Annotated in this window: 26 protein-coding genes and 1 pseudogene; 11 read left to right on the forward strand and 16 right to left on the reverse strand. The window is 58.0% G+C overall.

The features are described 5' to 3' along the window. The first annotated feature begins 60 nt into the window (after window positions 1-60). From ACZ3HH_RS06175 to ACZ3HH_RS06185, 3 genes are all read left to right on the forward strand, one after another. Window positions 61-522 carry a MarR family winged helix-turn-helix transcriptional regulator gene (locus ACZ3HH_RS06175; protein ID WP_465804024.1) on the forward strand — a complete coding sequence of 154 codons (462 nt, stop codon included), beginning with the start codon at window positions 61-63 and terminating at the stop codon, window positions 520-522. A 355-nt stretch (window positions 523-877) separates the two neighbouring features. Continuing rightward, complete coding sequence (locus ACZ3HH_RS06180; RefSeq protein WP_052964019.1) at window positions 878-1,297, forward strand: organic hydroperoxide resistance protein; 420 nt, start codon at window positions 878-880, stop codon at window positions 1,295-1,297. A 32-nt stretch (window positions 1,298-1,329) separates the two neighbouring features. Beyond that, on the forward strand, window positions 1,330-2,346 hold the full coding sequence (locus tag ACZ3HH_RS06185; protein WP_465803444.1) for an alpha/beta hydrolase: 1,017 nt from the start codon (window positions 1,330-1,332) through the stop codon (window positions 2,344-2,346). 100 nt (window positions 2,347-2,446) lie between these two features. On the opposite strand, the gene ACZ3HH_RS06190 is transcribed toward ACZ3HH_RS06185, so the two are convergent. Next, on the reverse strand, window positions 2,447-3,016 hold the full coding sequence (locus ACZ3HH_RS06190) for an elongation factor P (protein ID WP_028619992.1): 570 nt from the start codon (window positions 3,014-3,016) through the stop codon (window positions 2,447-2,449). A 48-nt stretch (window positions 3,017-3,064) separates the two neighbouring features. Next, complete coding sequence (earP, locus tag ACZ3HH_RS06195; protein ID WP_465803447.1) at window positions 3,065-4,207, reverse strand: elongation factor P maturation arginine rhamnosyltransferase EarP; 1,143 nt, start codon at window positions 4,205-4,207, stop codon at window positions 3,065-3,067. A gap of 124 nt (window positions 4,208-4,331) precedes the next feature. Between earP and ACZ3HH_RS06200 the strand changes: the two genes are divergently transcribed. Then, window positions 4,332-4,730, forward strand: a complete 399-nt coding sequence (locus tag ACZ3HH_RS06200; protein WP_007899919.1) for a hypothetical protein — start codon at window positions 4,332-4,334, stop codon at window positions 4,728-4,730. Window positions 4,731-4,744: 14 nt separating this feature from the next. Further along, window positions 4,745-5,227, forward strand: a complete 483-nt coding sequence (locus ACZ3HH_RS06205; RefSeq protein WP_465803449.1) for a GreA/GreB family elongation factor — start codon at window positions 4,745-4,747, stop codon at window positions 5,225-5,227. Window positions 5,228-5,243: 16 nt separating this feature from the next. Here the strand turns inward: ACZ3HH_RS06205 and cysB are convergent, their stop codons facing one another. The 5 genes from cysB to ACZ3HH_RS06230 form a co-directional block, all read right to left on the reverse strand. After that, entirely contained in the window at window positions 5,244-6,218 is a 975-nt protein-coding gene (gene cysB / locus ACZ3HH_RS06210; RefSeq protein ID WP_007899921.1) for an HTH-type transcriptional regulator CysB, read from the reverse strand. A 113-nt stretch (window positions 6,219-6,331) separates the two neighbouring features. Then, window positions 6,332-6,835 (reverse strand): universal stress protein, encoded by a 504-nt coding sequence (locus ACZ3HH_RS06215; RefSeq protein ID WP_123357700.1) that lies wholly within the window; start codon window positions 6,833-6,835, stop codon window positions 6,332-6,334. A gap of 97 nt (window positions 6,836-6,932) precedes the next feature. Then, the gene (locus ACZ3HH_RS06220) at window positions 6,933-7,838 is read right to left on the reverse strand and encodes a 5'-nucleotidase (protein WP_253550608.1); all 906 of its coding nucleotides are present in this window, start codon (window positions 7,836-7,838) and stop codon (window positions 6,933-6,935) included. Between the two features lie 24 nt (window positions 7,839-7,862). Beyond that, window positions 7,863-8,819: a putative 2-dehydropantoate 2-reductase gene (locus ACZ3HH_RS06225; protein ID WP_465803452.1), complete on the reverse strand. Its 957-nt coding sequence runs from the start codon at window positions 8,817-8,819 to the stop codon at window positions 7,863-7,865. Beyond that, on the reverse strand, window positions 8,816-9,202 hold the full coding sequence (locus tag ACZ3HH_RS06230; RefSeq protein ID WP_465803454.1) for a thioredoxin family protein: 387 nt from the start codon (window positions 9,200-9,202) through the stop codon (window positions 8,816-8,818). Before ACZ3HH_RS06230 ends, ACZ3HH_RS06225 begins: the two co-directional genes overlap by 4 nt. Here ACZ3HH_RS06230 and ACZ3HH_RS06235 point away from each other — a divergent pair. After that, on the forward strand, window positions 9,201-9,629 hold the full coding sequence (locus tag ACZ3HH_RS06235; RefSeq protein ID WP_465803456.1) for a PilZ domain-containing protein: 429 nt from the start codon (window positions 9,201-9,203) through the stop codon (window positions 9,627-9,629). The two genes, ACZ3HH_RS06230 and ACZ3HH_RS06235, sit on opposite strands and share 2 nt — an antisense overlap. Before the next feature lie 143 nt (window positions 9,630-9,772). Further along, window positions 9,773-10,849 (forward strand): 3-deoxy-7-phosphoheptulonate synthase, encoded by a 1,077-nt coding sequence (locus tag ACZ3HH_RS06240; protein ID WP_008009435.1) that lies wholly within the window; start codon window positions 9,773-9,775, stop codon window positions 10,847-10,849. Between the two features lie 70 nt (window positions 10,850-10,919). On the opposite strand, the gene ACZ3HH_RS06245 is transcribed toward ACZ3HH_RS06240, so the two are convergent. Beyond that, a complete protein-coding gene (locus ACZ3HH_RS06245) occupies window positions 10,920-11,201 on the reverse strand; it encodes a GNAT family N-acetyltransferase (RefSeq protein ID WP_030132333.1) in 282 nt (93 codons plus the stop codon). 631 nt (window positions 11,202-11,832) lie between these two features. Here ACZ3HH_RS06245 and oprI point away from each other — a divergent pair. Next, window positions 11,833-12,084, forward strand: a complete 252-nt coding sequence (gene oprI, locus ACZ3HH_RS06250) for an outer membrane lipoprotei OprI (RefSeq protein ID WP_003172710.1) — start codon at window positions 11,833-11,835, stop codon at window positions 12,082-12,084. A gap of 123 nt (window positions 12,085-12,207) precedes the next feature. Here the strand turns inward: oprI and ACZ3HH_RS06255 are convergent, their stop codons facing one another. From ACZ3HH_RS06255 to ACZ3HH_RS06265, 3 genes are all read right to left on the reverse strand, one after another. Beyond that, window positions 12,208-13,179, reverse strand: a complete 972-nt coding sequence (locus tag ACZ3HH_RS06255) for a L,D-transpeptidase family protein (RefSeq protein WP_465803464.1) — start codon at window positions 13,177-13,179, stop codon at window positions 12,208-12,210. Between the two features lie 308 nt (window positions 13,180-13,487). Further along, on the reverse strand, window positions 13,488-13,781 hold the full coding sequence (locus tag ACZ3HH_RS06260; protein ID WP_003226812.1) for a hypothetical protein: 294 nt from the start codon (window positions 13,779-13,781) through the stop codon (window positions 13,488-13,490). Between the two features lie 56 nt (window positions 13,782-13,837). Next, the gene (locus ACZ3HH_RS06265; protein ID WP_465803467.1) at window positions 13,838-14,443 is read right to left on the reverse strand and encodes an arylesterase; all 606 of its coding nucleotides are present in this window, start codon (window positions 14,441-14,443) and stop codon (window positions 13,838-13,840) included. 10 nt (window positions 14,444-14,453) lie between these two features. Here ACZ3HH_RS06265 and ACZ3HH_RS06270 point away from each other — a divergent pair, with 10 nt between their 5' ends. The 3 genes and pseudogenes from ACZ3HH_RS06270 to ACZ3HH_RS06280 all read left to right on the forward strand — a co-directional run. Then, window positions 14,454-15,137 carry an ABC transporter ATP-binding protein gene (locus ACZ3HH_RS06270; RefSeq protein WP_258620861.1) on the forward strand — a complete coding sequence of 228 codons (684 nt, stop codon included), beginning with the start codon at window positions 14,454-14,456 and terminating at the stop codon, window positions 15,135-15,137. Continuing rightward, window positions 15,137-17,641 (forward strand): ABC transporter permease, encoded by a 2,505-nt coding sequence (locus ACZ3HH_RS06275; protein ID WP_465803469.1) that lies wholly within the window; start codon window positions 15,137-15,139, stop codon window positions 17,639-17,641. Before ACZ3HH_RS06270 ends, ACZ3HH_RS06275 begins: the two co-directional genes overlap by 1 nt. Before the next feature lie 70 nt (window positions 17,642-17,711). After that, window positions 17,712-17,777 (forward strand): annotated as a pseudogene (locus ACZ3HH_RS06280) (transcription elongation factor GreB); the annotation flags it as partial. 106 nt (window positions 17,778-17,883) lie between these two features. On the opposite strand, the gene greB reads toward ACZ3HH_RS06280, so the two are convergent. From greB to ACZ3HH_RS06305, 5 genes are all read right to left on the reverse strand, one after another. Then, a complete protein-coding gene (gene greB, locus ACZ3HH_RS06285; RefSeq protein WP_465803470.1) occupies window positions 17,884-18,357 on the reverse strand; it encodes a transcription elongation factor GreB in 474 nt (157 codons plus the stop codon). A 78-nt stretch (window positions 18,358-18,435) separates the two neighbouring features. Beyond that, complete coding sequence (locus tag ACZ3HH_RS06290; protein WP_465803471.1) at window positions 18,436-19,740, reverse strand: type II toxin-antitoxin system HipA family toxin; 1,305 nt, start codon at window positions 19,738-19,740, stop codon at window positions 18,436-18,438. Beyond that, complete coding sequence (locus tag ACZ3HH_RS06295) at window positions 19,737-20,033, reverse strand: helix-turn-helix domain-containing protein (protein WP_465803473.1); 297 nt, start codon at window positions 20,031-20,033, stop codon at window positions 19,737-19,739. The genes ACZ3HH_RS06290 and ACZ3HH_RS06295 overlap by 4 nt, the downstream gene beginning before the upstream one ends. Window positions 20,034-20,407: 374 nt before the next feature. After that, window positions 20,408-20,716 (reverse strand): class I SAM-dependent methyltransferase, encoded by a 309-nt coding sequence (locus ACZ3HH_RS06300; protein ID WP_460145129.1) that lies wholly within the window; start codon window positions 20,714-20,716, stop codon window positions 20,408-20,410. Between the two features lie 248 nt (window positions 20,717-20,964). Continuing rightward, window positions 20,965-21,399, reverse strand: a complete 435-nt coding sequence (locus tag ACZ3HH_RS06305) for a DoxX family protein (protein ID WP_007899846.1) — start codon at window positions 21,397-21,399, stop codon at window positions 20,965-20,967. Between the last annotated feature and the right edge of the window lie 17 nt (window positions 21,400-21,416).

Here is a 21,416-nt window from a genome sequence, read left to right on the forward strand (position 1 = left end):
ATCTGGCGCATTAAAGATTCGCCCGCTAGATTCATGACGATCACTGATCAAGGCTTTGAAATGAACACCGAGCGCAACAACCCGGACAACTGCGACGACCTGCTGCTGGACAATCAGGTCTGCTTCGCCCTGCATTCCACCTCGCTGCTAATGACCAAGGTCTACAAGCCGCTGCTGCAAACGCTGGGCCTGACCTATCCGCAGTACCTGGCGATGATGGTGTTGTGGGAAAAGGATGGGCTGACGGTCGGCGAAATCAGCACCCGACTGCTGACCGATCCCGGTTCCCTCACCCCGCTGCTCAAGCGTCTGGAAGCCGAAGGCCTGCTGAGCCGCACCCGCAGCCGTGAAGACGAGCGAGTGGTGATTGTCGAACTGACCGAGCAAGGCCGTGCGCTGCGAGACAAGGCACGGGGCATTCCCCAGTGCATCCTCGGCGCCAGCGGACAAACGCTGGAACAGTTGAAGAAGCTGCAAGCGGATCTTCAAGCGCTGCGTAGTCATCTGCAAGACAGCCTCTGACCTCCAAAACACCACCAATCCCTTGTGGGAGCGAGGCTGCTCGCGATAGCGGAGTGACATTCAGCATTGATGTTGACTGACACACTGCTATCGCGAGCAGGCTCGCTCCACATTTGTTTTGTAGCGCTCTCAAAAATCCGCTTCGCCCACCCTGTCCTCGAAAAAAAATCCCCCGCAAAAATCCCGCCTCGACAGCTCTAACTCAACACTTTTAGTCGAGCGCGTTCAGTGCGGGCCAAATTTTCTTCAAAATTTATATTGCGCACTAAATACTTGCGAGCCACATTCACCTCGCACTTACTTAGCGCGCAAACATTTAGCGCAAAAACATCCAAATCCGAATGAGGCTCACACCATGCAAACTCTCTACACCGCAATCGCAACCTCCACCGGCGGCCGTGACGGTCGTGCGATCTCCAGTGACAACATCCTCGACGTCAAACTCGCGACCCCGAAAGAACTCGGTGGTGCTGGCGGCGCGGCAACCAACCCTGAACAACTGTTTGCAGCTGGCTACTCCGCCTGCTTTATCGGCGCGTTGAAATTCGTCGCCAGCCAGACCAAACGCAAAATCCCGGACGATGCATCGATTACCGCCCATGTCGGCATCGGCCAGATCCCTGGCGGTTTCGGTCTGGATATCGATCTGCACATCAGCCTGCCGGGTCTTGAGCAAGCCGATGCACAAAGCCTGGTCGAAGCTGCCCACCAGGTTTGCCCGTACTCCAACGCCACCCGTGGCAACGTCGATGTGCGCCTGCACGTTACCGTCTAACCGCTGACTTCAAGGTCGAACAGGAAATGAATATGAACACTGTCAGCAAAGTCTTGACCGGTACTCTTCTCGCCCTGTCCATTAACAGCGCATTCGCAGGCAACGGAGTTGAACACAACACCCAGGCGTTCCTCGATGTACTGAATGCCGGCACCGGCAAACCGATGGAACAGCTCACCCCTGCCGAAGCCCGTGCGGTGTTGGTGGGCGCGCAGGCAGGGGTGAAACTGACACTGCCCAAAGCCGATGTCAGCGAGAAGACCATCCAGGTCGACGGCCAACCGATCAGCCTGACCATCGTTCGGCCGGCCGGGGTCAAAGGCGAGCTGCCGGTGTTCATGTTCTTTCACGGCGGTGGCTGGGTGCTGGGGGATTTCCCGACCCACGAACGACTGGTTCGCGACTTGGTAACGGGTTCGGGCGCGGCGGCAGTGTTCGTCAATTACACCCCGTCGCCAGAAGCGCATTACCCGGTGGCGATCAACCAGGCGTACGCCGCGACGAAGTGGGTGGCCGAGCACGGCAAAGAGATCAACGTCGACGGCAAACGTCTGGCCGTGGCCGGCAACAGCGTCGGTGGCAACATGGCAGCCGTGGTTGCGTTGATGGCCAAAGTCAAAGGCACACCGGCGATCAGGTTCCAGGTGTTGTTGTGGCCGGTGACTGACGCCAGCTTCGAGACGGCGTCTTACAACCAGTTCGCCGAGGGACACTTCCTCACCAAAAACATGATGAAGTGGTTCTGGGACAACTACATCACCGATGCCAAACAGCGGAGCGAGATCTACGCCTCACCGCTGCGGGCGACCACCGAGCAACTCAAGGGCTTGCCTCCCGCCCTGGTGCAGACGGCTGGCGCCGATGTCCTGCGCGATGAGGGTGAAGCCTATGCCCGTAAACTCGATGAGGCTGGCGTACCGGTCACGGCAGTACGCTACAACGGCATGATCCACGACTATGGTTTGCTCAACGTAGTGAGCCAGGTGCCCGCGGTGCGCTCGGCCATGCTGCAGGCATCCGAAGAACTCAAGCAACATCTGAAGAAATAACGCCGCTCCCACAGGGTTTTATGCAACTGGCTTGAATCTTTCTGACAGGCACAAAAAAGCCCGACTCAATGGTCGGGCTTTTTCATTCCTCAAGCTGTGCTTATTTAGCACGGCCTTTGTAGGAACCGCCTTCGCGGGTGTCGATCTCGATCTTGTCACCGATTTCGATGAAGTCAGCAACTTGCAGTTCAGTACCGTTGCTCAGCTTGGCAGGCTTCATCACCTTGCCGGAAGTGTCGCCGCGAGCCGAACCTTCGGTGTAGTCAACTACGCGCACGATAGTGGTCGGCAGTTCTACGGAAACCAGACGCTCTTCGAAGAAGATCGCTTCGCAAACATCGGTCATGCCTTCTTCAACGAAAGGCAGAACGGCTTCGATGTCTTCAGCGTTCAGCTCGTACATGGTGTAGTCAGTGGTGTCCATGAACGTGTAGGTGTCGCCGCTGATGAAGGACAGGGTCGCTTCTTTGCGGTCGAGGATTACGTCGTCCAGTTTGTCGTCAGCGCTGTAAACGATCTCGGTCTTGTAACCGGTCAGCAGGTTTTTCAGCTTGGTCTTCATGATCGCGCTGTTACGACCAGATTTGGTGAATTCAGCTTTCTGAACCAGCCAAGGATCGTTTTCGAGACGGATCACGGTACCGGGTTTCAGTTCTTTACCAGTTTTCATTGCGAATATCCGAATTTGGATGGGATTTACAAAAATCTAGGCCGCGTATCATATCCAATTTAGGTAAAACTGTACCAGCGCTGCGGCAAGATCTGCCTGCAAGGCTTGTTCCAGACACCATGTCTCGGCATGTTTTTCCAGTTCAGGCCAGTGTTTGCGGGTTGATTTCCAGTGATCCGCCATTGTCTCACCTGCATTCCATGCCCGCCATAGACCGCTGATCGCCTCGCGGGCAGGCTCGGACAGGCCTTGGGTGTACAGGGTCAGGAAAGCATCGAGCTTGTCCAGATGGATGTCTTCGTCCTGCCGATAGATGTGCCAGAGCAGCGGACGGCCAGCCCATTGGGCGCGGACAAAGGAGTCTTCGCCGCGTACGGCGTTGAAATCGCAGCTCCACAGCAGCAGGTCATATTGATCCTGTCGGACGAATGGCAGCACTTGCACGGTCAAGGCATCGCGCACATACACCGCCCCGGCCTTCAGCCCATCCACCCCGAGCCAACGTTCGACATCGCCGAGAATACGGCCTTCGGGTACCAGCAAATGAGTCGGCGTCGAATCGGCCACCATCGTGTCGAGCCAACTGGCCAGCCCGGTATTTTCGTAGGCGAACAGCGAGATCAGCTGTGCATTCGGCGCGCGATCAACTCCCAAGCCTTGCAGGAATTCCCGCTGAGCTTGCGGACTTTGCTGAAATTGCCGACGCCGCTCCAGCAATCCGCTTTCGCGTAGCAAGCCACCGGTGCCCTTGCGAAAGCCCGGGAAGAAAAAGAACTTCTGCACATTCTTGTACTTCACCGATGGCAAGCCGTGACAGCCAACGACCCAGTCTTCGGCACTCAGATAATCGAGGTTCATCCACAGCGGCGGTTTTTCCCGTGCAGCCATGGCCTCCATATAAGCACTCGGCAACTGGCAGGCGAATGCGGCGATGACGACATCAGCGGCTTCGGTGGGCTGCCAGTCGGCCGACCACTGTCGCACCTCGACGCCCTGTTGCCACTGCTGCGCAGCGTTGATATCGATTTGCGGACACAAACGCTCGAAGGCCCGCAGGTCGTCGACCCACAAGCGCACCGTCACGGCATGTTCGGCCACCAGTTGTCGGGCCAGGCGCCAGGTCACACCGATGTCGCCGAAGTTGTCGACTACGGTGCAAAAAATATCCCAGCGGGTTTTCATTTCAGGCATTCCAGGCTCCCGTTGGCAAAGGCGCCGATTGTCCGCATAAATTACCCCGTGCAGAAGAGCCGACGGCGATTAATCTTCATGCGACAATCGCCACTTGCCCGCGACTACCCGCCAGGAGGCAGTAATGCCCTACCGTCCCAACCCGCGCCGTCCCTTGCCGATTCAGTTTAATGCGCTGCAACTGACCGGCAGCATTGCCCTCGGTTTGTGGCTGGGATTCATCGCGATCGCACTGACTTGCTGGCTCGCCTGGCGCCTGTTGTTCAACGAGCAATTGGCGCCCTTGGCCCAGGCGGTGGAACAACTGGCCAAGCCACCGGTGATTGAGCAACCGGCCCCGCAGAACCCGATGTTCGAACAGTACGAGGACCACCTGCGCAGGAATGAACAGCAGCAAATGGTGGAACAGGCCAGAAGCAGCAAACACAATCTGTCCAATCCCAAATGCCAGTTCTGGCTGCAGCAGAATCAAACTGCGCCGAGCGAAAAAAGCCGCGCCAACGTCCTTCAGTTCTGCGATTGATCATGAAGCTCTCTATGCACAAGCCGACCGTCCACCAACTGATTATCGACAAGCTGCGGATCGATCTCGACATCGCCGAGCGTGCCGCGCAAACCGCTTACGAAACCGCGACCCACGAAGAAAACATAGCCGAAAACAAGTACGACACGTTGGGGCTGGAGGCGTCTTATCTGGCGGCCGGACAGGCCAGACGAGTGGAAGAAATCAGGCAGTCATTGACCCTTTGCCAGAACCTGACTCTGCGGCCTTATGACGATCAGCGCGGTATCGAAGTCGGTGCACTGCTCGGTCTGGAAGACGAAAAGGGTCGCGAGCAATGGCTGTTCCTGGCCCCTGACGCGGCCGGGATGAAGGTTGATCTGGTGGGACAACTGATTACCGTCATCACCCCCCGTTCGCCGCTGGGCAAAAGCCTGCTGGGCAAGTTCGAAGGGGATGAAGTGGAGATTCTGGTGGCGGGCGCTCGGCAACAGTTTTCTGTTACCGAGGTGGTCTAGGCAAGAAGATTGACGATTAATGCACCGGCAGTTCGACGCCGTCGAACAGCTCTTCCAGTTCCTGTTTGTTGTGGCACTGAATGGCCTTGGCCATGACTTCGCGGGTCAGGTGCGGAGCGAATTTCTCGATGAAGTCGCACATGAAACCACGCAGGAACGTGCCGCGACGGAAACCGATTTTGGTAATGCTGGATTCGAACAACTCGCTGGCATCGAGCACCACCAGGTCGCTATCAAGCTTGGTGTCGACCGCCATTTTCGCCACGATCCCTACGCCCAGGCCCAGACGGACGTAAGTCTTGATCACGTCCGCGTCGGCCGCGGTGAACACCACTTTCGGTGTCAGGCCACGATGGCTGAAGGCTTCGTCGAGTTTCGAACGGCCGGTGAAACCGAACACGTAGGTCACGATCGGGTATTCGGCCAGGGCTTCGAGGGTCAGCTTCGACAGCTTGGTCAGCGGGTGACCCTGAGGCACGACCACGCAGCGGTTCCAGCGGTAGCACGGCATCATCACCAGGTCACCGAACAGCTCCAGCGCTTCGGTGGCGATGGCGAAATCGACGGTGCCGTCAGCGGCCATCTCGGCGATCTGCATCGGCGAACCCTGGTGCATGTGCAGGGCAACGTCCGGGTATTGCTTGATGAAATTGCTGATCACTGGTGGCAACGCGTAACGCGCCTGGGTGTGCGTGGTGGCGATCGACAGGGTGCCCTTTTTCTCATTGGAGAATTCCTGGGCGATCTGCTTGATGCTTTCAACTTTGCGCAGGATCTCACCAGCGGTGGTGATGATGCGCTCGCCGGCCGGGGTAACCCGGGTCAAGTGCTTGCCGCTGCGGGCGAAAACCTCGACCCCCAATTCGTCTTCCAGCAGACGGATCTGTTTGCTGATGCCCGGTTGCGAGGTGTAGAGGCTTTGGGCTGTAGCTGAAACGTTGAGGTCGTGGTGCGCCACTTCCCAGATGTAGCGCAATTGTTGAAGCTTCATATGAATCCCTCAAAGCAGGTAGACGCCACGGGCATCAGCGACGATATATAACTATATTAATGGTTTGATTAATAAATCTAGAACTTTTTTATCAAAATGCCATTATTCGTGTCCTAGCGATCCCCTTTGCGCCGACGCTCCATCAGCGGCACCAGATAGACCGGCACCCTGGACAGTTGCAACACGCGCGCAGCTGTTCGGCCCAATGGCGTTTCCGCGCCAGCGCCATGACTGTGACTCCCTACGATCAGCAAATCGACGGAGAGTTTCTGCGCCTGGTCGAGAATCACCTGCGACGGATCGCCCTGCAGCACCCGCACTGCCCGAATCCGTTGCAAATCCTGCTCCCCCTCATCCCCCAGTTCTTCGCGAAAGCTGTCGAGCACCCGCTGCTCGATATTGGCAATTACCGTATTCAGACCCTGACTGTGAAACTCGTTCAAGGCCTGCTCATCGAGGTAACTCTGAAGCACCGATTCGGCGAACAACCCCATCGGCTCAACCGCGTGCACCACATACAAATCGGCATTGAATGTTCGAGCCAGTGCCAACGCATGCTGCATCACAAAAGGTGCATACAGACCGAGGTCGGTGGCATACAGCATCGAATGAATCATAGTGACCTCCTTTAATGCCAACATGGCGGAGATTGATTCAGCTTAGCAGTGCCGTGGCGAGTGCGGCGTTCGGCTCCGCGCATCGAACCGCAGCGCTTTAAATCGACGGCTCGTTACTGATGCCATGCGGCACATGACCGGTGGCGACCACTTCGCGGGCGAGCTCGCAATGGCCGGCCTGATCGTCGAAAAATACGTCGGCGGCAAAGGCTTCGAGAAAAGCCGATTTGGTCAGCCCCCCAAGGAACAGCGATTCGTCCAGACGGATGTCCCATTCGCGCAAGGTGCGGATCACCCGTTCATGAGCCGGCGCCGAGCGCGCGGTCACCAGCGCGGTGCGAATCGGACAGGCATCATCGGGGAACTCGCGCTGCAAAAGATTGAGCGCTGCGAGGAAGCCTTTGAACGGTCCGCCACGCAGAGGTTCGCGGGCTGACTCGCGTTCGCTGGCCTGAAACGCCGCCAGACCTCCCGACTGATAGACCCGCTCCGACTCATCGGAAAACAGCACCGCGTCACCGTCGAAAGCAATGCGCAATTCATCACTGGCGGCGCGACTGGCACCGCCCGACAGAATAGTCGCTGCGGCGAAACCCGCATCCAGCGCACTGCGCACATCGTCGGAATGGGTCGAAAGAAACAGGTCGCAGCCAAAGGCCTTGAGGTACGGATAAGGGCTGCGTCCGCCGACAAATGCCGCACGCGAGATCGCCAGGCCATAGTGATGAATCGAGTTAAAAACCCGCAGGCCGGTGTCGGCGCTGTTGCGCGACACCAGGATCACCTCGACCCGGGCACGGCCGAGACTGGCGTTCAGGTTCAGGAGTTTTTCGACTAACGGGAACGCATCGCCGGGTTCAAGAATTTCGTCTTCGTGTTCGATCTGGTATTGCCGATAGGCCTCGACACCACTCGACAGATAAACCTTGTGGCTTTCACTCAAGTCGAACAGCGCTCGCGAAGAAATCGCCAGCACCAGTTTGTCGTCTATGCCATTTGCCATGCCCTTCCCTCTCCTTTGACCGACTCAGTGATTACGTCGGTCGATAAAACTCAAGCTGCGATACAAGGCTTCTATTCGTGGCATTTCACATCCCGCCGCCTGCGCCGCTGCCAGGGGTCGAGTGTAGATCGCGTCCAGTTCCAGCGGTCGCTTGTGCAGGAAGTCGTGGTACATGCTCGGCCAATAGTCGGGCATTTTCTCGGTCATCATGAACAGATAATCGGCGTAACCCGGCGGCATGTCGTGACCACAGGCCTTGGCCCCCTGAACCACCTCGGCCATCAAGGCCTGAATCAGCGCGCGGCTGTCGGCATCCGTCATCAATGGCGTAGTGCTGGCTCCCAGCAGAACCGACAGTCCGTTGTAGGGGATATTCCAAACCAGTTTCTGCCAACGCGCCTGATGCAGGTTCGGCATGGCCGAGGAGTCGATGCCCGCACTGCGAAACAGCCCGGCGCCCTCCTCGACGATATTCATGCGCGTCTGTTCATCGGCGGCGGGGCCGCTGTGATAGCCGACGTTCACGGCCCCGAGCGCCTGATGGGTAATGACCCCTGGGCCGGCGCGATGGACGCAGATCAGACAGAGCCCGCCGAGCAGGTTCAGCGAATCGGGGAGCAACTCGCGCAAACCGTCTTCAACGTCCAGGCCATTTTGCAGCAACAGCACTTTGGCATCGGGTGCCGCGGCTTGAATAATGGCCGGTGCCAGGTCCGCGTTACTGGTGGTCTTGGCGCCTACCAATAACCAGTCGCAGGGAGGCATGTCTGCGGCCGACGAATACGCCTGAACCGGATTCAAGACCAGCGGGCCCAACGACGCATGGTCGAGATGCAAACCGCGTTCGGCCACCGCCGAAAACTCACTGCGCAACAGGAAATGCACATCGAAACCGGCACGCGCCAGCATCAGCCCGTAGAAACCACCGATTGCGCCGGTCCCTATGATGCCGATTCTCGGCTTGACCACTGTGTCTGTCATGGCAACTCCTCTGCTTGTCGACTCAGCGCCTGACTCACGGCCTCGTTGAGCGCCGTGCGGGTCAGACGCGACTGTAGCGCCCCGAAGAACTCACCGTCGCGCACCACAAACAGCGCCGGCAAATGAAAGACCCGATAACGCTCGACCACCCCGCCATTGTTTCCGGCATCGATCCAGCACAGTCGATCGACCGCCAGATCGAACCTGGGCAGTTGCTCACGGGCAAAACGGCAACTGGCGCAGCCGACGCTGGTAAAAATCACCAGGGAAATGCCGTTCATCGCCAGCAACCGTTGGTCGGCGTCGAAATCGGTCAGTTCCGATTCGACCACTATACTGGGAGGAACGATGTCAGATGGCCGACACAGGGAGTCCGTGTTCATGAGACGTTATCTTCCTCATCCTGATGATGTACCCGTCGAATTAACATTGTTCCAACATGAGTGTATTTCGCGACAACAGCTGCACACTATCAGCCTCGGTGGCATGGCTTGCAATTACCACCGCGCGTGGCGCCACGGTACGGCGCTGGAAGTACGCATGCCGACCCTGAACCCGGACTTGCGTTTTCTGGGTTATGTGGCGTGGTGCCTGCGACGCAAGCGCGGCTATCTGGTCGGCATCGCCTTTGTTGACGAACAGATGCTGTTCAGCGCCAGGATGGGCGAGCAGGTGTGTCAGATCGAACGTTACCGCCGCCAGCATGACGCGCATGACGACCTGCAGGATATTCAGGCCCTCGCTCTCGAATGGGTCCAGCAGCACGCCGACGAGTTCTCCCACGATACCGTTCGCAAGGCATTTGCATAGCCAATGCCCCCTAAACCGGTGTCTGCCCATTGTCGAGCCACGGTGTAACGCGCTAAGGTTCAGGTCCCCCGACGCGCTTAATTTGCTGTGCTCCGCCGCGCGGGTTCGCTGGCGGCCGGCACCCGTGACCTGACGAGTAAACGATGGCTGATTTACCGATCAACGACCTTAACGTCGCTTCCAACGAGACACTGATCACTCCCGATCAGCTCAAGCGTGATATCCCTCTGAGCGATGCGGCCCTGCGCACCGTCACCAAGGGCCGCGAAGTCATTCGCAACATTCTTGATGGCACCGACCACCGCCTGTTCGTCGTGATCGGGCCATGCTCGATCCATGACATCAAGGCTGCCCACGAATATGCCGAGCGCCTGAAAGTGCTCGCGGCGGAAGTGTCCGATACCCTGTATCTGGTCATGCGCGTGTATTTCGAGAAGCCACGCACCACCGTCGGCTGGAAAGGCTTGATCAACGACCCGTACCTGGACGACTCGTTCAAGATTCAGGATGGCTTGCACATCGGTCGTCAGTTGCTGCTGGACCTGGCCGAGATGGGCCTGCCGACCGCGACCGAAGCCCTCGACCCGATCTCCCCGCAATACTTGCAGGACCTGATCAGCTGGTCGGCGATCGGCGCACGCACCACTGAATCCCAGACTCACCGTGAAATGGCTTCCGGCCTGTCCTCGGCCGTCGGCTTCAAGAACGGCACCGATGGCGGCCTGACGGTGGCCATCAACGCCCTGCAATCGGTCTCCAGCCCGCACCGCTTCCTGGGCATCAACCAGGAAGGTGGCGTGTCGATCGTCACCACCAAGGGCAACGCCTACGGCCACGTGGTGTTGCGCGGCGGTAACGGCAAACCAAACTACGATTCGGTCAGCGTCGCGCTCTGTGAGCAAGCGCTGAACAAGGCGAAAATCAAGCCGAACATCATGGTCGATTGCAGCCACGCCAACTCCAACAAGGACCCGGCCCTGCAACCTCTGGTGATGGAGAACGTTGCCAACCAGATCCTCGAAGGCAACCAGTCGATCATCGGCCTGATGGTCGAAAGTCACCTGAACTGGGGCTGCCAGGCGATCCCGAAAGACCTCGCCGACCTGCAATATGGCGTGTCGATCACCGATGCCTGCATCGATTGGACCGCCACCGAAAACACCTTGCGCAGCATGCACGCCAAGCTCAAGGATGTACTGCCGAAACGCGATCGCAGCTAATCGCCGTTTCGCTTCACGCATAAAAAAACGCCAGGTTTAAACCTGGCGTTTTTTTATGGGTTCGCTTTGTTCACAGCTTGGCGGCATGCCGCTGGTGGCGTTCCATGTAGCGCTCCACATAGGAGCACGATGGAATGACCGTGTAGCCCATTTCCTCGGCGTATTGCAGTGCCTGCTCGGTCAACGCCGCCGCGATGCCGCGACCACGCAGCGCGTTGGGCACAAAGGTACGATAAATATCCAGGGTCTGTTTTCCCAGATCCATATAGGTCAGGTAGGCACGATAACCGTCCACAGTGGTCTCGAACTGATGACCAGCCTGGTCATGGTGGATGGACAACGCCTCGCTCATCACTACTCCTCGCGGGTCTTTAATTCTGACCCCTACCTTACCGATGTTTTTCCGGCGAAGGAACATCTACGCCACCCCGTGCCTGAATGGACACCGAGAGAGCAACACCAATCTCGCGCAACCGAGCACGTATCAAATAGTAGGCACCATTGGCAGAAATGCTCAAGGGACGCTCGTCATGCTGGCAGGCGGGTGTTGCCTGGGGTAATGCAGGGGCGGCTCGACCGGAATCTTCCCGAGTCCGAGCCTGAACATTGCCGGATATTGAGACTTAAGACGAGCGCCCTTTGTTTAAGTCACCTCAACATGGATAAAGATATGAGAGCCGCCGCGCAAAATCCGAACAAAAGTGCAGGCGATTCCATCTAGACAGACTTTAGTCGAGACTGAAAAACAGCTGCCGACACCGGGAACTTTTCCTCGGCGGCTCGCTCAGTTCGGGCCTCGCAGCTGGATATTTTTTATACAATGCAGTTAAAAGTTGCTCGAAAAAGAATCAACGCCTACAATTTTTTTTGCTTCTTGCTCTACGTCAGTTTACTTACTACAAGTAATGGGTAGTATGTACGCCGGCTATTTCCTCAATCTGAGGAGACAGCTACTTAATAGAAAGTCCTTGAAGGGGAACACGATGAACAACGTTCTGAAATTCTCTGCTCTGGCTCTGGCCGCAGTTCTGGCTACCGGTTGCAGCAGCGTATCGAAAGAAACCGAAGCACGTCTGACTGCTACTGAAGACGCAGCAGCTCGCTCCCAGGCTCGTGCAGACGAAGCTTACCGTAAAGCTGATGAAGCTCTGGCTGCTGCTCAAAAAGCACAACAGACTGCTGACGAAGCTAACGAGCGTGCTCTGCGCATGCTGGAAAAAGCTAGCCGCAAGTAATAATCCTTCGGGATTGTTATCAAGCCGACCCATTTTTTGGGTCGGCTTTTTTATTGCCCGCCGTTTCTGCAGGCCATAAAAAACCCGCCGACGCGGCCTGCGTCGGCGGGTTGCTTTAACGCGTTACTGCTGCAGGTCGATCGGCGCACTCGATACCATGGGTGCCGACGAATTCGGCACGGCGATTTCCACCGGCAGGCCATCTTCAGCGGCAACCACGTCACGCACAACATCCCAGTTCATGCGCAAGTTGTTGGTGATGTCCTCACGCTTGAGCATCGCATTGATCACTGCGGTGTGCTTGTCGACTACCGAAGGGTTGCCCTTGTCGTCCAGCGGCGTGTGCGCTTCCAGATAAACCTTGCCGCCACTGAGGCCGAACTTGTACGGGTCGTTGAGGATGCGCACCGACGTCCCTACTGGCACCATGCCAGCCATTTCCAGCACATTGTTGTTGAACATGCGGAAGCAACCGTGGCTGGTGCGCATGCCGATACCGAACTTCTTGTTCGAGCCGTGGATCAGGTAGCCCGGAGTGCCCAGTGTGAACTTGAACGGCCCCAGCGGGTTGTCCGGGCCGGCCGGCACCACATTCGGCAATGGATCACCATCAGCGGCGTGCTCTGCCTTGATCGACGCTGGAGGCGTCCAGGTCGGGTTCGGCGTCTTGGCGACGATGCTGGTGTGGGCAATCGGCGAGCCCCAGCCTTCACGACCGATACCCAGCGGGAAGGTGTACACCACGTTCCGGCCTTTCGGGAAATAGTAAAGACGGTACTCAGCCAGGTTAATGACGATGCCTTCGCGCGGGCCCGGCGGCAAGATGAAGCGTGTCGGCAGCACGATTTCGGTACCTGCGCCCGGCAACCATGGATCAACACCAGGGTTGGCCGCGACCATTTCCGAATAGCCCAGATCGTAGGTGGTGCCAAGGTCGGCGAAGGTGTCTTCGTACTTGGCCTTGATCACTTGCACCTGGCCGATGATGTCTTCACCAGGGGGTGGCAGGGGTAGCTCCAATGCTGCTACCGGACCCGCGACACAGAGGGCGGCAAGAGACAGGCAGCGGGTGACGGCGGGAAAGCGCGGCAACATCCGGAAAATCCTTCGCATGATCGACAAGGGTATAAAAACGGGATTGTACACCGCCGCCCGTTATTTCGGGGAGACGTAAAGACCTGTGGTTGGGGGGATCGGCGGTGAGGGGTTTGCCTGTGGGGAGGGGTTGCCTGTGGAGAGCTTATCTGTGGCGAGGGAGCTTGCTCCCGCTCGGCGGCGTAGCCGTCGTGAAACCGGTAAATGCGTTTTTACTGTAAAACCCCGGTGATCGGAATTTAGGCCTGCTTCGCAGTCCAACGGGAGCAAGCTCCCTCGCCACAGGCAAGCCCCCTCGCCACAGGGACCTAAAGCTCGAACCGCAACTCGGGCCAGATCGGCGAGGTGCCACGTTTTTGCGATTCCAGAATGGCGCGGCACAGCGAGCACAGACGCTGGTCCTGGAACACTCTACGGTCGACGCTCGACCAGCGCGGTTGCGCCGGCAACAGGCTGCCGCACAAGGTTCGGTCCGCCGAGCCGCCCAACTCCAGTTGACGGGTCACCAGATGTACCCGCACTTCCTGGCAGGCGAACAGATCCAGCTGTTCGTCAGGCTCGATCAGTTGGTAGGCAAAAAGGGACCAGGCAGGACGCGGCATCGGGGGCTCCAAATCGGGGGCGCCACCTTAGCCGAAACACCGCCGCTAGAAAAGCGTCAAAGCAGCGGTTTCAGTGTTGGCCAGACATTTTCCAGCAACTTGTCCTGAGCCGCCGCAGCCGGGTGCAGACCGTCGCCTTGCATCAGGTCCGGATGACCACCCACACCGTCGAGAAAAAACGGCACCAGCGGGATTTTTTTCTCGCTGGCTACCTTGGTGAAAGCCTCGGCAAAGGCCTGGGTGTAACGCGCACCGTAGTTGGGTGGCAGTTGCATGCCCAGTAGCAATACCTTGGCACCACTGGCACGGGAGCTGTCGATCATCGACGCAAGATTTTGTTGCAATTGTGTTGGCAGCATTCCGCGCAACCCATCGTTGCCCCCCAACTCGAGGATAACGAGCGCAGGCTTATGCTCTGCAAGCAGCGCCGGCAGGCGCGCCCGGCCTCCGGCACTGGTGTCGCCGCTGATGGATGCATTGACCACTTTATCGTCGAAACCTTCGTGCTTGAGCCGTTGCTCGAGCAATGACACCCACCCCAAGCGGGTATCCAGGCCGAAACCGGCGCTGATACTATCGCCAACGATCAGGACTGTACCCGCCGCTGCGTTCTGGGCCATGCACATCAAGGCCAGGCCAGCACTCAAAAACCACACACGCATCGGATTCTCCATGGGCGTAAGCATTCTCACCGCGAAGAACCTCAGCAAAGTGGTTCCCAGCGCGGAAGGTGAACTGACTATCCTGCACGAACTCAGCCTGGAACTGAACAAGGGCGATAGCCTGGCCATCGTCGGCGCCTCCGGTTCCGGCAAATCCACCCTCCTCGGCCTGCTCGCCGGCCTCGACCTGCCGAGCAGCGGCGAAGTCACCCTCGCCGGGCAAGGCCTGAGCAATCTCGATGAAGACCAACGCGCCCGCATCCGTGCCGAGCACGTGGGGTTTGTCTTTCAATCATTCCAGCTGCTCGACAGCCTCAACGCTTTGGAAAACGTCATGCTGCCGCTGGAACTCGATGGCCGCAAAGACGCCCGTGAGCGCGCCACCGAACTGCTGCAACGGGTCGGCCTGGGCCAGCGCCTGACTCACTCCCCGCGTCAGCTTTCCGGTGGCGAGCAGCAGCGCGTGGCGATTGCCCGGGCGTTCGCCGCCGAGCCCGACGTGCTGTTCGCCGATGAACCCACCGGCAATCTCGATAGCCACACCGGCGAGCGCATCAGCGATCTGCTGTTCGAACTCAACCAGGAAAGCGGCACGACCCTGGTGCTGGTGACCCACGACGAACGCCTGGCACATCGCTGCCGGCGCCTGATCCGCCTTGAAGCCGGCCTGCTGGTCGCCCCTCTGGAGCCTTGATGGCACGCTTGCCGCTGTTGCGCCTGTTCAGTCTCGCTATCCGTCAACTGTTGCGCGATGCCCGCGCCGGTGAGTTGCGTGTGCTGTTCTTCGCCTTGCTGGTGGCGGTGGCGGCAAGTACCGCCATCGGTTACTTCGGCGCTCGCCTGAACGGCGCCATGATGCTGCGCGCCACCGAATTTCTCGGCGCCGACCTGGTACTCGAAGGCAGCTCGCCGGCGCGGCCCGAACAGATCAGAAGCGGCACGGAGCTGGGCCTTGAGCACGCTAAGGTGGTGGAGTTTTCCAGCGTTATCGCCACCGACAACAGCATTCAGCTGTCCAGTATCAAAGCCGCCGATGACGTCTACCCGTTGCGCGGCGAACTGAAAAGCGCCCCCGCGCCCTTCGCGCCGGAAGAACCCGGTGGTGGTCCGAAACCCGGCGAAGCCTGGGTCGAAGCGCGACTGCTGACCGCACTGGACTTGAAGATCGGCGACAGCATCGACGTCGGCATGAAAACCCTGACACTGGCGCGGGTGCTGACCTACGAACCGGATCGCGCCGGCAATTTCTACAGCCTGACACCGCGGGTGCTGATCAACCTTAGCGACCTTGAGGCGACCGGCGTGGTGCAACCCGGCAGCCGGGTCAGTTACCGCGAACTCTGGCGCGGCAAAGCCGAGGCGCTGGAAACCTATCGTCAACTGATCAAACCCGGGCTGGCGGCCAACCAACACATCCAGGATGCCCGGGACGGCAACCGGCAGATCGGCGGCGCTCTGGGCAAGGCTGAACGTTATTTGAACATGGCCAGTCTGGTGGCGGTGCTGTTGTCCGGCGTGGCAGTGGCGTTGTCGGCTACACGCTTCGCCACGCGCCGATTCGATGCCAGCGCATTGCTGCGCTGCCTGGGCCTGTCCCGTCGGGAAACCATGGTGCTGTTCAGTCTGCAACTGACGGTACTGGGATTGCTCGCCAGCATCAGCGGCGCCCTGCTCGGCTGGCTCGCGCAGCTCGGGTTATTTGCGCTGCTGGGTGACTTGCTGCCGACCGATGTTCCACCGGGAGGCCTGTTGCCGGCCATCGCCGGGATCGGCACAGGGTTGGTCGCGCTGGCCGGTTTCGCCCTGCCGCCACTGGCCGCTTTGGGTCGAGTGCCACCGCTGCGCGTATTGCGTCGCGACATGCTGCCGATTCCGTCCAGCACCTGGATTGTTTATGGGGCGGCATTGGGCGCCCTCGGTCTGATCATGTGGCGCTTGAGCCTGGACCTGTTGCTGACCTTCGCCCTGCTCGGCGGCGGTGTGATCGCGGCACTGGTGCTTGGCGGTTTGCTGTTGCTGCTACTGAAGAGCCTGCGCCGGATGCTGGCGCGCGCCTCATTGCCTTGGCGCCTCGGGTTGGGCCAACTGCTGCGCCATCCACTGGCGGCGGCGGGTCAAGCCCTGGCCTTCGGTTTGATTCTGCTGTCCATGACGCTGATCGCTTTGCTGCGTGGCGAATTGCTCGACACCTGGCAAAACCAGTTGCCGAAAAATGCCCCGAATTATTTCGCCCTGAACATTCTGCCGGCGGACAAGCAAGCCTTTACCGATCGACTGATGGAGGTGTCGGCACAATCGGCGCCGCTGTACCCGGTGGTGCCGGGACGCCTGATCAGCATCAATGGCGAACCGGTGCAGGACATCGTCAGCAAGGATTCGGCCGGTGATCGAGCCATTCAACGCGACTTGAGCCTGACCTGGGCGGCAGACCTGCCAGCGGGCAACAAGCTCACCGCCGGCAACTGGTGGGACCAGCAACCAGCGGATGAAATACCCGGTGTTTCGGTGGAAGGTAAAGTCGCCGAAAGCCTCAAACTCAAGCTCGGCGATCACATGGTATTCACCGTCGGCGGGGTCAATCGGGAGGCGAAAGTCACCAGCCTGCGAGAGATCAACTGGGACAACTTCCAGCCGAACTTTTTCATGATCTTCCAGCCCGGCACCTTGAAGGACTTGCCGGCGACCTACCTGACCAGTTTCTATCTGGCGGCCGGTCACGATCAGCAGATAGTCGACCTGTCCCGCAGCTTTCCGGCAGTGACCATTCTGCAAGTCGAAGCCTTGCTGGCGCAGCTGCGCAGCATCCTTGGCCAGGTCACCCTGGCAGTGGAATACGTACTGTTGTTTGTGCTGGCGGCAGGGATGGCGGTGTTGTTCTCCGGTTTGCAGGCAACGCTGGATGAACGCATTCGCCAAGGTGCATTGCTGCGAGCGCTAGGCGCCGAGCGGCAGTTGCTGGTCCGGGCCCGGCGGATCGAGTTCGGCCTGCTCGGCGCGGTCAGCGGGTTGTTGGCGGCACTGGGTTCGGAACTGGTGAGCCTGGCGCTCTACCGTTATGCCTTCGACTTGCCTTGGCACCCGCATCCATGGCTGTTGGTGTTGCCGCTGATCGGGGCCGTGCTGATCGGCGGGGCCGGTGTGTTCGGTACGCGCCGCGCCTTGAACGCCAGCCCCCTGACAGTCTTGCGCGAGGGTTGATAAACTCAAGCGCTCTGATCACGCACTCAACCACAAGAAGTCGTCATGAGCCGTTATCGCCCTCCCCGCACCGCAAGTGACGCAATCGGTCAGCGAGGCGGCGGCACAGGGCGACCGCTCGGAGAACGCCGAGTACGCCGAGTACGCCGAGTACGCCAAAGCATGGCATTCTCCATACTATCGCCTCTGAAAGCCTTTAAATCCGGGCATTCGACAATAGTATCCATACTCAAAAAACCATACTATTTTTCGTAAAAAATCTCGTTAATCCACCACAACATTTCTCCGCCCGGGGTCTGCACAACAGCCTCATCCCCCACCTCTTTCTTCAAAAGCGCACGTGCCATCGGCGAATCGATGGAGATGTAATCGTTGCGACCGTAGATTTCGTCATACCCCACAACCCTGAATTTCTTGATTTCACCTGCCTCGTTTTCGATCTCGACCCAAGCCCCGAAAAAGACCCTGCCTTCCTGCTCAGGTGAGTACGCAACCACCCGGACATCTTCAAGGCGCTTGCGAAGGTACCGAACACGTCGGTCGATTTCCCGGAGCAGCTTCTTGTTGTATTGGTAATCCGCGTTTTCGCTACGATCGCCGAGCGACGCCGCCCAAGTGACCTTGCGCGTGGTGTCAGGACGCTTTTCCCGCCAAAGGTAGTCGAGCTCCTGCTTCAGAGCCTCATGACCTTCCTTTGTGATGATGTTCGTACTCAAGATGGATTTCTCACTAACGATTTATCTCCAGCAAGGCTGTATCGGCTCTTGGAGCCCCAGATCGCACTCAGAACGCACTTAGATGGATCGTAAAGCCGGAGAATTATCCTCGAAGCGCACCCGCGCATCACTGAGAACCCGGTGAATCGCAGCCCCCGCAGACTTAGGGATTTTCAGTGTTCTGAGCACACGATCCCAGTCATCAAGCGCCGCGAGGGTTTGGTCGATGTATTCATCAGGCTTGAGGTACTTGTAATCCTTGCACAGATCTCTGATGACCTTTCGTGTCGGTTTACCATGACCTGAAAATGCAGTGGAGTGCTCGCCCATCCCATCGGAAAAAGTAAGGTCGTACGCTGGAGACAGCGTCCAGGCTCCCTGCCCGTTTTTGTCCTGAGGTTCGTGATACAGAAACGCAAAGTTTTTGGTGTGATCGTCGTAGTTGTGGAACACCGCATTGAAGATCATGAGTCTTGCCATTTTCTCAACCTCGGCAGCGCTTTTCGTCAGTGCGCTTGTCAGCTTGAGTATCTGGCTGTAATCCATCGTCGGCGCCCGGAAGTCTGCGTAGACCAACGCTGAGAGGGTAATCATATGAATCTTGCGATCGCCATCACGATCGAAACGTTTGGCTGCGAAGAATCGCTCAAATCCTCCCTGACGCATCTGCACCTCTAGCAGTTCCGTATGCGCCATATTCACCCCAGCCTTTCTGGCCATCACTGCATACGCTTGCTCGATACCGCCAGTCTCCAAAGGCTCACTCAGAGCCCTGAACTTCACAAGCCAGTGAGCGTATCCAGGTGGAAGCCGGCCAAAAGCTGAAGTCGCAGCCTCAAGATCGTGTGACAGTGCGGCGATTGCTTTGGGGCGAGCACCACCGGGGGAGCCACCCGCCAAGCGTAACCCCTTGAGCACTCCTGGGGTGTCTCCTTGTTGTACCTCGACAGATGCCTCGAATAGGCGAGCAAGATTCACTGACTCGGCGGCGACCTTTTCTGTTTTGGGATGGTACTCAAAGATTCCCATAGCTCGATCACCTATGTAGGCCAGCCGATCTAGCGGACTGAGCGTCAGCGAGGTGCCAGCTCCAAAGGTCGCGTCGAAGAATCTATCCATCAGCAGAAGCCCCCAGCCGTCCGGCAAGGAATCTGCAAATGGGCCATGCAGGCCCTTGAACAAACGACTTTCACGAGCGAGTTGTGGCTTGTCATCGAATGTCATTGTCAGGGGAGAAAGGTCGAACCCCTTGGCCAGCCATTCTTTGTCGTACACAAAATAGATGCCTTTCCCCTCGACACGGCTCAATTCGCCAACCATTACACCATTGGCGGTGACGGTGAGCGATTCGGTGGGCTTGAACCTGGGGATAGGCGAGCTCATTTGGTGCCTCGTTTACGCTTAAGATTTTTTAGCTCGTCGATTGAGCCTGGATGCGAGGGTTTGAAAAGACTCATCACCGGCGTTAGCTCATCGAGCGCCGTGGCCAAGAGAATCATGGACTCAAGGGTAATCGAGCCTGAATGTTCGAACCGCTTGATGGAGGACTCAGACACTCCTGATTGCTCAGCCAAGGTTTTGCGAGAAAGGTTTTTGGACAAGCGTAACGATTCGGCATTTTTCCCCAATTCGCGTGCGATTTCCGCCGGGCTGTACAAAAAATGCATAAGCGACATAGCTTTCTCCGATCACACTATTGGTCATAGCTGATCCATTATGATCAATAACATCAAACAAAGGATCTATTCTGACCAATTGCATCAATAACAATATATGTAAATTACTATATTAATGGTCATATTTGACCAATTAACGTCAATAAACAACAATAAAAGGTCAAATGCGACCAATAGCATTGAAATATCTGGTCAGCTTATTTAGACGCGAAAGGTGCCCGAACCACAACCGAAGAAAGAGCTCGGAGGCGATCAAGAGTGGTGATCATGAATCTGCCCTCCATCAGGTCATAGCTCCTGACGAGTACGAACAAGCGAGAGGCAATGTCAGGCAGCTTGCCGCGACAGTGCCAGGTCGACAAGCGCCCTGAATCTCAGCGACGGGTAATCAGCCCTTGGCGAGCCACGCGAGTCAGTTGCCTGATCACTTCCGGCGCATCCTCGGCGTTGGGTGCCAGAATCACCGCCAGATCGAAACTGTCGTTGGCAAACCGTGCCAGTGACTCGCCGTCGTCGACAAACTGAATCAGGAAGGCAGCAGGCCCGCCGGTGCGACGTGGCCAGCCATCGAGGTAACGCAGAAGCGTCGGCTGATGTTTGCCGCCAAGCAGGATTTTTGGATTGCGCTGGGAGAGGTGTGCCGTGATCGGCGCGGGGCGTACAACGGGGCTTAATGCATTCATTGTGTCGTGTCTCTGCCTCAAAAGTCTGCATGGCAGGTGAGAGGCAACACCGAACCAGCGCTTTAGCGGTATTTCGAAGCCTGTTTCAAGCTTCTATCGGCAACTGAATGAGTCACCTGGCGCCCCGCAAGTAGCTGTTTAAATCGGCGCATGAGCAGCATCCTAGAGAAGCTGACCGGACAGTGTCAAGAATCACCAGCAACAAAAAAGGCCTGCACGGTGCAGGCCTTTTTGTTGAACCAGAGCGGTCAGTTGGTGATGGCGCGGTCGACCGATAGCTTGCCTGCACCTTCGATCAGCACCGCGAGGCTGCCACCAAGCAAAGCCAGGGCGAACTCATAACCGTTGTTAGCCATGAACAGACCGTTGCTGATGTGCACCGTGAAAATAGCCACCAGCGAGAGGAAGGTCAGCCCCAGCGCTGCCGGACGGGCCAGCAGACCGATGATCAGCGCCAGACCGCCGAAGAACTCGGTACCACCCGCCAGGATCGCCATCAGGTGACCAGGTGCCAGCCCGATGCTTTCCATGTACTGCGCGGTGCCGGCAATGCCGTAGCCGCCGAATGCACCGAAGAGTTTCTGTGAGCCGTGGGCCGCGAAGATGATGCCGACGAAAATGCGCAGAATCGTCAGACCGTAGCCCGCGCGAGTGAACAGTACCTTGTTGATCAGTGTGCTCATGCTGTGTTCATCCATTG

The organism is Pseudomonas sp. PME37.24/025, assembly GCF_055556615.1.